Below are 10,686 nucleotides of genomic sequence, written 5' to 3'. Positions count from 1 at the left end.
CCATCAATCCACCGACTAACGACCTTGTAACGCATCAGTTCTTTTTTGCTCATTGTAATCTTCTCCTGTCCCATAGTGACATTTTCACTGACGCGTTACAATATGACAATATCACAGACGAACAACACTTAAAAAAGCTGGACTTTACCAATAAGTTTTGTTATAATAAAAAGGGACTAAGCGTCGGTTTAGGCGCTTAGTCCCTTTTTGCGATTAATTGTCATACAAATGTAACAATTATAATGGTTACAAACTAAGAAAATAAGGTAAAATAATAAGTGAAATGGGTAACATATTACTACAGTAAATTCTGACTTAAAATAAAAAAATAAAAAAAGAGGTGATACACATGCGTCGTACAAGAAAAATTACCTTAGAAGAGCTGATTAAAGAGAACAAAGACATGCTCTTAAATGATAAAAAAGAGCTTGAAAAAATCGAAAAGCGCTTGGAAGAAAAGCATGTTAAAAACCTGTGATCATGTTGCCCAATAATGTGAACCATTTCTCAAAATGTAACACTAAAATATGTGTACGCACATAAAAAGAGTAGGCAGGGAGAAGTCCCACCTACTCTTTTTATATTGTCGGTTTTCTATTAGACAGTCCTTACTCAGGCTTAATTGGTTTCAACTGGCTGATGTTGAAAATCAGAATCGTCAGGCCGTTGTTTCTGGATAAACCAAATCAAGGCGAGAAGCGCCAAACCAGCCAGGTCTACCAATTTGTTGGGTGAGATGAGCAACAGGCCCCCAGTAAACAAAACAATGCGTTCCCATAAGCGGGAGTGGCGGATGAAAAAGCCCATTACTGAGCTGCTGATCCCTACCATCCCCAACAGGGCAGTGATGACCGCAATAGCTAAAGAAAGGGGAGTATAATCGATCAATATAAGTTGGGGATTAAAAACAAAAATGTAAGGAATGATATAGGCCGCTACTGCTAATTTGACCGCGGTGACGCCGGTCATAAACGGGTTAGAGCGGGCAATGCCCGAACCTGCGTAGGCAGCCAAACAAACAGGGGGTGTAATGTCTGCCACAATGCCAAAGTAGAAAACAAACATGTGTGCGGCAAGCACAGGAACCGCAAATTCCGGATGAGTGACAATAGCGGGTGCCGCAATGGAAGCGGTGACGACATAGTTAGCCGTGGTTGGCAACCCCATGCCCAGCAGAATGCAAGCAAGCATAGTATAGACCAGGGTCAGCAGCAGAATTCCGCCGGATAAATTGATAATGCCGCCGGCCAGTTTACCGCCTAAGCCTGTAATAACCACAATCCCCGCAATAATACCAGCAGTGGCACATGCGGCGATGACGGGCAAAGCAACACGCGCCCCTTGCTCCAGTGTCTCCAGGATGTCTTTAAATGAAAAGCGTGTTTCCTTTCTGAAGAAACTGAGCACAAAGGCAGTGGTGATACCCACCAGTGCAGCACGAATAGGTGAGAAACCCATTAATAACGTGCTAAAGATCAGCACCAAGGGTAAAATCATGTAACCGCGGCGCAAGACCACTTCTTTAATATCAGGCAGTTTTTCCTTAGGCAAGCCCTTGATGCCTAGCTTTTTGGACTCGAAGTGCACCCCCATAAACACACCGCTGAAATAGAGCAAGGCCGGAATTAAGGCCGCCAGCATCACCTGGCTGTACGGGGTACGGGTATACTCTGCCAATAAGAAGGCAGCGGCGCCCATAATCGGGGGCATCAACTGGCCGCCTGTTGAGGCAGAAGCCTCTGCAGCCGCTGCAAACTCTGGTTTAAATCCCGATTTCTTCATCAATGGGATGGTAAAGGACCCAGAACTTACCGTATTCGCCACAGAACTACCGGTCACTGTTCCTTGCAAGGCACTGGCTGCTACAGCTGCTTTGGCTGTGCCACCTGTAAAACGGCCCGTCAGAGCAAAAGCCAGGTCATTAAAGAACTGGCCGATTCCCGTTTTGATCAGCAATACGCCAAAAAAGAGAAAAAGAAAGATAAACTTAGAGGATACTTGAATGGGTGTACCAAAAATGGCTTCCGTACTGAAATACAAGCGGGTGGCCAAATTTTCCCACGTAAAACCGCGATGGGGGAAGAAAGGCATCTGCTGGCCGAACAGAGCATATATAATAAACAATGTTGCAATGATGACGATCGGCAAACCCACACAACGGCGAGTGGCTTCCAGTACCAACACCACGCCAAGCGTAGCCACAATGATATCCAGTTCTGTTGCATTGCCCCTAGGGATGCGCACCGTTAATTCACTCAGAAAGAAGGCAAAATAATAGCCGACAAAAAGGGCAGTAAAGGCTAAGATCACATCGTACCATGGAACCCCTTTTTGTTTATGCTGCAAGCCTTTCTTGGCCGGATAGAGGAGAAAGATCAATCCCAAAGCGGTTCCCAAATGAATGGCACCTTGCATCTGTGAGCGCAGTATGCCAAATGATGCCGTATAAAGATGGAACAATGTGAGTGAAATGGCTAAAAAGGAGACAACCCAAGCCCATTTACCTAATTTTTTCCGGTAGGCACTTTCCCGGTCGTATTTTTCCAAAAGGGTGTCAGCTTGTGGTAAATCTTGTGTTTGACTGGCATTTTGTTCGGTCATGGATGAAAGTCACCACCTTTGCTTAGATAAGCCAATTAAGGGGCCAAACACACTGTGCCTGGCCCCATTAATTCTGGTTGCGTGTCTCGGATCTGCCCTTTAATCTAAAATGCCCTGTTCACGATAGTATCTCTCAGCCCCCGGGTGAATTGGCAAGCCCTCGGAACCAAGCAGGGCATTGTCAAGTGTTGTGTGGTCAGATTGAGGATGAGTATTTTCATCAGCATGCTCAATCATGACCCGTGCCAACTCATAAGCAAGGTCGTCATTAACGGTGTCCGTATTGGCCACCAGGATAGCATAGGCGGAAACAACCGTCACGTCTTCGTTAATCCAGTTGTAGGTTCCAGCCGGGATCGTATATGCCTCATAGCCGCTGTTTGCCTCAATGTATTCCAGGGCTTCCGGTGAGATTTCTAAGAGCTTGACATCCCCAGCAGAGGCTTGCAATTCCTCAATACCGGCGTTAGGCAAGCCAAGCAAGCCGAAGGAGGCGTCAATGGTTCCGTCTTGAAGACGGTCTCTGGCATCACCGAATCCTTCTTCAAAAGCCTCATAGTCGCCATCGCCAATACCATAAGCTTCCAAAACTAATTTTGCAGCTGCTTGCGTTCCGCTTCCCGGAGGTCCAATTGCTACCCGTTTGCCTCGCAGATCCTCAATGCTTTCAATGCCGCTTGCTTCACGCACCACAATTTGGAGCACTTCAGGATAGATGTGACCGATAAAAGCAAAGTTGGTTACAGCGCCGTCGGCAAAATCGCCTTCACCATTGTACGCTTCTAGAGCAGGGATATGCACTGTCATCCCCAGGTCAAACTCCCCCGTTCCAATTTTGGACAGGTTTTCTACCGATGCCCCGGAAGCAACGGCATCAAAGTTGGCATCAATATGGTTGTTCCACACATTCACCATTTCTTGTCCTAACGGATAGTAAGTGCCCCCGGTGCTGCCGGTTCCCATTACATAAAATCCGCCAATACCTTCTTGGGGTGCCTCTTGAGCCGTATCGCCATTCGTTTCATCTTCAGGCTCCTGGCCATCGTCCTGGGCAGTTCCGCAGGCGGTCATCACTAAGGCCAGAGCCAAAAGCAAAACCAGTAAACCAAACTTTCTGTTCAACATACAGCTGAATTCCCCCTTTGGTTTAGTTTTATTTTAACCCCTTTACTATTTCAGGATGACAGGTCAAGAGCATCCTGAAACATTAAAGGAGCAATTCCCTCTATTTATTATTTTTATTATCCTAAAATAAATTCTTATAAATAAATTTTGTCCTTAAACTATTTCTTATGTAGTTACTCATGTCTCATTGCCTGTAACATCGTCATGATAAAGTAGCTTTTCCAGTAAACCACCACCATCATACCATACATTTTTTTTAATTTGTACACTCAATTAATTTTTTATTGCTTTTTTCTTAAAAAGGGTGTAATATGAAAGAAAAATTTCATATAATAAAATAAAAGAAGGAAATATTCCTTCACAAATTTATAAACGTGAATGATATGAACTGGATAGATACGGGGGAGGAAAAGCGATGGCGATTGTAACCCATCAAGATCCACTTCAATTGTTGAAAAGCAGGACACAAAAATCATTTGAACTGTTTAAAGAGGCCCAGAAAGTGATGCCGGGCGGTGTGACAGCCAATATAAAATATTTTGAGCCTTATCCTATTATTATGGAAGCAGCGGAAGGGGCAAGGTTGAAAGATGTTGATGGCAACGAGTATGTGGATTACTTGCTGGCTTACGGGGCATTGATTCTGGGGCATGGCCACCAAAAAGTGATGAATGCGGTCATCAGACAGATGGTAACCAAAGGCACCACTATTTATGGAACACCCCATGAATTGGAGATGGAGATGGCCAAACGGCTCATCAAGTTGTATCCAGGGATAGAGCAGGTCCGTTACACCAACTCAGGTACAGAAGCAACATTACTGGCTATTCGTGTGGCCCATGCTTACACGGGCAAACCGAAAATTGCCAAATTTGAAGGGCATTATCATGGAGGCTATGACCAAGTGCTCTTAAGCATCAATCCGCCGCTTGAACAAGCAGGCCCGGCCGACAGACCTGTTGCTGTGCCCGATTCAGCAGGAGTGGATCCTTACTATCAAGAGCATACGGTGATTTTGCCATTTAATGATCTTGAGGCCTGTGCTGCCATCTTAAAAGAGCAGGCTGATCAACTGGCCGCCGTTGTCGTGGAACCTGTACAAGCTGGTTTTATTCCAGCCACTGAAGCGTTTATGCGCGGCTTGCGCAAGTTAACAGAAGAACTGGGCATCCTGTTGATCTTTGATGAAGTGAAAACCTGCTTCCGGGTCGCCCTCGGCGGGGCCCAGTCTGTTTACGGCGTGACTCCTGATCTGACGGCTCTAGGCAAAGTGCTCGGCGGAGGATTCCCGATTGGGGCTGTCGGTGGGAAAAAAGAGATTATGGAAGTCGCCTCTCCGCACGGCAAAAAAGATGTGTTTGAAATGAATGTCACCTCGAAGAAGAAGGACGTTCTCTTCCACAGCGGGACCTATAACGGACATCCGTCGGTTTTGGCTGCCGGCCTGGCCACACTGGATGTGCTGGAGGACCAAGACAATTTTGAAACCATTGTCAGAACCACTGAAAAGCTTAGACGCGGTTTGGAAAATGTGTTAAAATATTATCAAGTTCCTGCGCAGACGTTGGGCATGGGGACCATCTTTAACGTGGTCATGACCGCTGAAAAAATCACGAACTACCGCGATCTGCAAAATGCAAATCTTTCCCTCAGGAGGGAGCTGGACTATCATCTTTTAACGTTAGGGATTTACACTAAGCCTTTGAACCGTTATTCATTATCATTGGCCCATGGTGATCGTGAAATACAGCAAACGATTGATGCTTATGAAGCGGCAGTCAAGCGCTTGCTGGTGGCGAGAGGTTCGCTGGTCCAAGACTGACACTTCCTGCACCATCCCAATTTACTTGTGGAGTTCTTGTCACTGTTCATGGTCCCGATGCGTAAAAATGATGGAAGGGACGATCTGATTTGTATAAATCAGATATTTACGAACGGATCATGGATAAAATGGATCAGATGAGCAAGTCACAACAGAAAATTGCCCAATTTATCATTAATCATCCAGATTCTGCTCCTTTCCTTACTGCCAGCAAGATGGCCCAATTATCTGGCGTAGGAGAGGCGACGGTGGTTCGCTTTGCGGTTTTCCTTGGTTACCAAGGTTACCCTGACATGCAGCGCCACTTGCAGGAAGCCTTGAAACGCCAGTGGACCACCGTGGAACGTTTGCAAATGACCAGTGCAGCTAACCGGGATAAGAGAAAAAGCGTGGTCCATGAGATTTTGCATGATGATATTGCCAATCTTCAGGCCACTTTACAGCAGATTGATAAAGAAGAGTTTGACAAAGGGGTTAAAGCCATCATTGAAGCTGAAAATATTTATATCATCGCTTACCGCAGTGCAGTAAGTTTAGGCACTTTTCTGGAGTTTTATCTTGATCTGGTTCTGCAAAACACTGAACTGATTGTTCAAGCAGATGGCATCTCGGAACATTTACTGGGTATTACAGACAAAGACCTGGTTATAGGCATGGGATTTGCCCGTTACACCAAGCGAACGGTTGAAGTCATGAAATATGCCAAAGAAAAAGGGGCTAAAACCATGTGTTTAACGGATCACATGTTGTCCCCTTTAATGCCCTACTCGGACATACGTCTCACCGCAGCCAGTGACATTAATTCCTTTATTAACTCTTTTGTAGCACCGCTCAGCATTATTAATGCCTTGATTACCGCGGTGACACGTATCGAAAAAGAAAAAGTGGAAAAGCGGCTGGAAGAATTGGAAGACTTATGGGAAAGTTTTCATGTCTTCCATCATTCAATTACCGACGAATCATAATACCTAGGGCCGTTTAAAATTAACCTTGCCAATACAAATGGTCAGACATGCATCAATGCCAGACCACAAGCTGTGAAAAGCGAAGGACTCTTTGCCCCTTGAAATCCCGGTTTCTTATAACCGGGGTTATTAATTTCAAGGGGTTTTTAGGTGTGATTGTTTTGACGGCCGAGGATATGTTAAAATTTGAGAAGACTGAGAGGGAAATGGAGGAAGAAAATGATCTATTTTTTCATTGCACTCGTGGTCCTGGCTGTAGATCAAGTGACCAAATGGCTGGTTGTCCATTATATGGATATCGGTCAATCGATTCCACTTATTGAGAACGTTTTTTATTTGACCTCCCATCGCAATCCCGGTGCTGCTTTCGGTATTTTGCCTAACCAGCGTCTTTTTTTCATTGTGATGACCACTGTGGTGATCATAGGCCTCATTTATTATCTCATTAAGGTTAAAGATCAGAAAAAACTCTTATCCTTATCTCTAGCACTTATTCTGGGCGGGGCCCTGGGCAACTTTATCGACCGTTTGTTGACAGGAGAAGTGGTGGACTTTTTAGATGTCAAAATTACCATCGGCACCTTTTTCTATGATTATCCTATTTTTAATGTGGCGGACAGTGCGTTAGTCATTGGTGTCGCCCTGATGCTAATAGACACCTTGAGAGAGACTAAACAGAATAAAAATGAATAAACAGCCATAAAATCAAGACGGTACTTGAGTGTGGACACACCCAGGGTTTGAACATGGTTCATGGCAAAGGAACGGTGAACAATGTCGAAGGAACAGATCTTTGATTGGATTTATGATGATCCGATTGAGATGCGCATCGATAAATTTTTGGCAGAAGAATGTGAGCAGTGGTCACGGACACAGATTCAAAACTGGATTAAAGAAGGACGTGTGACCGTTAATGGCCGCCCCGTTAAAGCGAACTATAAGTTGAGCGAAAACGACTATGTGGTGTTGCGGGTCCCCCCGCCGCGTGAATTGAGCATAGAACCAGAACAGATGGATTTGGACATTGTTTATGAAGATGAGGATGTCCTGGTCGTGAACAAGCCGCGGGGACTTGTGGTGCATCCTGCACCGGGCCATTACAGCGGCACACTGGTTAATGGGTTGCTGGCCCATTGCCAGAATTTATCTGGCATTAATGGGATTTTGCGGCCGGGTATTGTGCATCGGATCGATAAAGATACCTCCGGTTTGTTAATGGTGGCCAAAAATGACCGGGCCCACCTTTCCTTGGCCAAGCAATTAAGCGAGCATCGTGTGATTCGCAAATATGTAGCCTTAGTACACGGGCAAGTGGGGCACAACTCTGGCACGATTAATGCTCCCATTGGGCGCAATCCTCACAACCGGCAGCAAATGGCCGTGGTGTCCGGAGGTAAGCCGGCGGTAACACACTTTCAAGTGATTAAGCGTTTCAACCGTTACACCTTGATCGAATGCCAACTCGAGACAGGCCGGACTCACCAAATCCGGGTTCATCTGAAGTATATCGGTCATCCTTTGGCCGGTGATCCTGTTTACGGTCCGGCCAAAACCCTTCCCATTAAGGGACAAGCTTTACACGCCAAGGTCCTTGGTTTTGAACATCCTGCAACTGGCCGGCAGATGATCTTTGATTCCCCGTTGCCCGAGGATATGGAAGAGATCATTAAAACCTTAGAGTAATGGTTTGGAAAGGAAGAAATCGGAAAGGAAGAAGCGGATGGACACATCCAAAATGACGGTCACCCAGATAAGGGAATGGATTTATCAGGCCGAGAGGCGGGAAGTTGAAGCCGCCTTACCTTTTTTAGAACAGGATCAGCGCAAAGGTGTCCGGCAGCTGGTCAGCCGGTGGCTGCGCCAGGAAGAGGCCAAACAGGTAAAACAAGCCCGCTGGGAGCGGTTGATATCCTTGGAGCAGAAGTTAAGGGAGCAAGGCTATACCGCCATTGCCGGTGTAGATGAGGCTGGCCGGGGTCCTTTGGCTGGCCCGGTGGTAGCGGCAGCGGTTATTTTGCCTGAACAAATAAGCCTTGAGGAGCTTAATGATTCCAAACAACTGAGTGCAGCTTTGCGGGAAGAGCTGGCCAAAGAAATTAAAGCAAAGGCGGTTGCTTATCACGTGGCCTTCGTGGATGCCGAAGAGATTGACCGCATTAATGTGTATCAGGCCAGCAAAAAAGCCATGGTTATGGCTGTTCAAGGATTGGCTCACAAACCGGACTATGTGTTACTAGATGCCATGGCGATCCCGCTTCAGATCAGCCAGCGTTCGCTTGTGAAAGGAGACGCCCGCTCAGCCTCCATTGCTGCTGCCTCTATTCTGGCCAAAGTCGAGCGCGACAGATGGATGTCAGAAATGGCCAAGCGCTATCCACAATATGGCTTTGAACGCCACAAGGGTTACGGAACGAAAGAGCATTGGCAAGCGATACATACCTATGGATTAACACCATTACACCGGCGCAGCTTTATTAACGGCCAATTAAGCTTGGAGGATATTGTTCATGAGTGAGTGGCGCAAATGGCTGGGCAGTTATGGTGAAAAATTGGTGGAAAAACGTTACTGTGCGGCTGGATTTGAATTAGTAGAACGCAACTTTCGCTGTCGCACAGGGGAAATTGATCTGATCTTTAAAAAAGGAGAATGTCTCTATTTTGTTGAAGTGCGCACCAAGAGCAGCGCTGCGTATGGAACGGCCGAAGAGTCGATTACCCCCAGAAAAAAAGCTACCATCCAGAAAGTAAGCCAACTTTTCCTCCTGCAGCGCAACATGACAGAGATTCATGCGCAATATGACGTGGTCACCGTATATATTGACACGAAGCAGAAGCAAGCGTGGGTCAGGCGTTACCCGCACGCTTTTTAAACTAAAAAGGCGGAATTTTGCCAAGGTTGAGGGGATTTGGTGATGTATGTCAAGTTGTATGGAGCCCATTTGTCAGGTATTGAGGGACAAATTGTAGAAGTTGAGGTAGACATTGCCCCCGGATTGCCCCAGTTTGACATTGTCGGTCTGCCGGGAACAGCCCTGAAAGAATCTAAGGAAAGGGTTCGATCCGCCATCCGTAACAGCGGCTACCAGTTTCCAACCAAGCGGATCACGGTCAATCTGGCACCGGCCCATGTGCGCAAAGAAGGTTCTTTTTTTGACCTGGCTATGGCCTTGGCCATCTTGATTGCTGACGGACAAGTGAGCGTGCCCAAAAAAGTGAGCAACCAATTTTCACGGCTGCTATTTATAGGTGAACTAGCCCTGGATGGTACCACAAGAAAAAGCGAGGGCATTTATCCGTTGTTGTTAGCGGCCAAACAAGAAGGCTTCAGTTATGTTTTTTTACCTGTGGCCAATGCAGCTGAAGCCCAGTCGTTGGAGGGGATACGCCCTATCTTGATCAAGAGTCTGAAGCAATTGGTACAAATTTGCTTGAGGCCTGAAAGTTGGGGTAAACCCGATGAAAAGTCCCCTGATCATAAGGGAGAAAAGGCCGCTGGCTGCTCCCGGGTCATAAGAATGAGCGAAAAGCGGGATAACAATGATAGGGAGCAACCCAAAGCTCATACGGAATTGTTTGAGGACATTGTAGGACAAGAGCATGTTAAACGTGCCTGTGAAATTGCCGCGGCAGGTTTCCACCATATGATGATGGTGGGGCCTCCGGGAAGCGGAAAAACGATGCTGGCCCGACGCTTGATTTCTATTTTGCCTCCGCTGACAGAGGAAGAGTGGACGGAGATGGCCAAAGTGCACAGTGTGGCTGGTATATGGGACAGCGACACATACCGGAGGAACGTCCGTTTGTTTAGAGCCCCCCATCACACCATCACAGTGGCAGGTATGCTAGGCGGGGGTAATCCTGTTAAACCTGGAGAGATTAGTCTCGCTCACCACGGTGTGCTGTTTCTGGATGAGTTTTTGGAATTTAAACGTTCGGTCATTGAGGCTTTGCGCGAGCCATTGGAAATGCGCCATGTGACCATCACGCGCCAGCATCATAGGTATATTTTTCCATCTTCTTTCCTGCTAGTGATTGCTCTTAATCCATGTCCGTGTAGTCCTGACCTATGGAAAACACATAGTTTATCTGGACATTTGCTTTATCTCTATGTTTACCGGGTGTTTTTATTGTATGCACAACAATATCCTTGACAATGGTCTGGATAATCTCCTT

Annotated in this window: 11 protein-coding genes; 9 read left to right on the top strand and 2 right to left on the bottom strand. The window is 46.4% G+C overall.

The window, feature by feature from the left end; all coding sequences use genetic code 11:
• Both IEW48_RS17245 and IEW48_RS15645 read left to right on the top strand, forming a co-directional pair.
• The coding region (locus IEW48_RS17245; RefSeq protein ID WP_229704090.1) for a hypothetical protein at positions 1 to 200 on the top strand (200 nt) is incomplete at its 5' end.
• Positions 201 to 349: 149 nt separating this feature from the next.
• Positions 350 to 478, top strand: a complete 129-nt coding sequence (locus tag IEW48_RS15645; protein WP_007505666.1) for an FbpB family small basic protein — start codon at positions 350 to 352, stop codon at positions 476 to 478.
• A gap of 140 nt (positions 479 to 618) precedes the next feature.
• Here IEW48_RS15645 and IEW48_RS15640 read toward each other — a convergent pair whose 3' ends face one another.
• Together IEW48_RS15640 and IEW48_RS15635 are read right to left on the bottom strand one after the other, a co-directional pair.
• The gene (locus IEW48_RS15640; protein ID WP_188624576.1) at positions 619 to 2,601 is read right to left on the bottom strand and encodes a TRAP transporter permease; all 1,983 of its coding nucleotides are present in this window, start codon (positions 2,599 to 2,601) and stop codon (positions 619 to 621) included.
• A 99-nt stretch (positions 2,602 to 2,700) separates the two neighbouring features.
• Positions 2,701 to 3,726, bottom strand: coding sequence for a TAXI family TRAP transporter solute-binding subunit (locus IEW48_RS15635; protein WP_188624575.1), 1,026 nt, complete (start codon positions 3,724 to 3,726; stop codon positions 2,701 to 2,703).
• A 415-nt stretch (positions 3,727 to 4,141) separates the two neighbouring features.
• Between IEW48_RS15635 and IEW48_RS15630 the strand changes: the two genes are divergently transcribed.
• From IEW48_RS15630 to IEW48_RS15600, 7 genes are all read left to right on the top strand, one after another.
• Positions 4,142 to 5,548 (top strand): aspartate aminotransferase family protein, encoded by a 1,407-nt coding sequence (locus IEW48_RS15630; protein WP_188624574.1) that lies wholly within the window; start codon positions 4,142 to 4,144, stop codon positions 5,546 to 5,548.
• 89 nt (positions 5,549 to 5,637) lie between these two features.
• Positions 5,638 to 6,513, top strand: coding sequence for a MurR/RpiR family transcriptional regulator (locus tag IEW48_RS15625; protein WP_188624573.1), 876 nt, complete (start codon positions 5,638 to 5,640; stop codon positions 6,511 to 6,513).
• Between the two features lie 219 nt (positions 6,514 to 6,732).
• A complete protein-coding gene (gene lspA / locus IEW48_RS15620) occupies positions 6,733 to 7,206 on the top strand; it encodes a signal peptidase II (protein WP_188624572.1) in 474 nt (157 codons plus the stop codon).
• 81 nt (positions 7,207 to 7,287) lie between these two features.
• The gene (locus IEW48_RS15615) at positions 7,288 to 8,196 is read left to right on the top strand and encodes an RluA family pseudouridine synthase (protein WP_188624571.1); all 909 of its coding nucleotides are present in this window, start codon (positions 7,288 to 7,290) and stop codon (positions 8,194 to 8,196) included.
• A 37-nt stretch (positions 8,197 to 8,233) separates the two neighbouring features.
• Complete coding sequence (gene rnhB / locus IEW48_RS15610; RefSeq protein ID WP_188624570.1) at positions 8,234 to 9,028, top strand: ribonuclease HII; 795 nt, start codon at positions 8,234 to 8,236, stop codon at positions 9,026 to 9,028.
• Positions 9,021 to 9,383, top strand: a complete 363-nt coding sequence (locus IEW48_RS15605; protein WP_188624569.1) for a YraN family protein — start codon at positions 9,021 to 9,023, stop codon at positions 9,381 to 9,383. Before rnhB ends, IEW48_RS15605 begins: the two co-directional genes overlap by 8 nt.
• 42 nt (positions 9,384 to 9,425) lie before the next feature.
• Positions 9,426 to 10,664 carry a YifB family Mg chelatase-like AAA ATPase gene (locus IEW48_RS15600; protein WP_188624568.1) on the top strand — a complete coding sequence of 413 codons (1,239 nt, stop codon included), beginning with the start codon at positions 9,426 to 9,428 and terminating at the stop codon, positions 10,662 to 10,664.
• Positions 10,665 to 10,686: the final 22 nt, after the last annotated feature.

The organism is Caldalkalibacillus thermarum (assembly GCF_014644735.1).
GTDB lineage: Bacteria > Bacillota > Bacilli > Caldalkalibacillales > Caldalkalibacillaceae > Caldalkalibacillus > Caldalkalibacillus thermarum.
Note: the sequence above shows the minus strand (reverse complement) of the source record. Positions and strands in the feature narration are given on the sequence as shown.

Bases quoted from the DNA above. Each gene is read 5' to 3' on its own strand.
- IEW48_RS15645 (WP_007505666.1), top strand. From the start codon at position 350: ATGCGTCGTACAAGAAAAATTACCTTAGAAGAGCTGATTAAAGAGAAC.
- IEW48_RS15640 (WP_188624576.1), bottom strand. From the start codon at position 2,601: ATGACCGAACAAAATGCCAGTCAAACACAAGATTTACCACAAGCTGAC.
- IEW48_RS15635 (WP_188624575.1), bottom strand. From the start codon at position 3,726: ATGTTGAACAGAAAGTTTGGTTTACTGGTTTTGCTTTTGGCTCTGGCC.
- IEW48_RS15630 (WP_188624574.1), top strand. From the start codon at position 4,142: ATGGCGATTGTAACCCATCAAGATCCACTTCAATTGTTGAAAAGCAGG.
- lspA (WP_188624572.1), top strand. From the start codon at position 6,733: ATGATCTATTTTTTCATTGCACTCGTGGTCCTGGCTGTAGATCAAGTG.
- IEW48_RS15615 (WP_188624571.1), top strand. From the start codon at position 7,288: ATGTCGAAGGAACAGATCTTTGATTGGATTTATGATGATCCGATTGAG.
- rnhB (WP_188624570.1), top strand. From the start codon at position 8,234: ATGGACACATCCAAAATGACGGTCACCCAGATAAGGGAATGGATTTAT.
- IEW48_RS15605 (WP_188624569.1), top strand. From the start codon at position 9,021: ATGAGTGAGTGGCGCAAATGGCTGGGCAGTTATGGTGAAAAATTGGTG.
- IEW48_RS15600 (WP_188624568.1), top strand. From the start codon at position 9,426: ATGTATGTCAAGTTGTATGGAGCCCATTTGTCAGGTATTGAGGGACAA.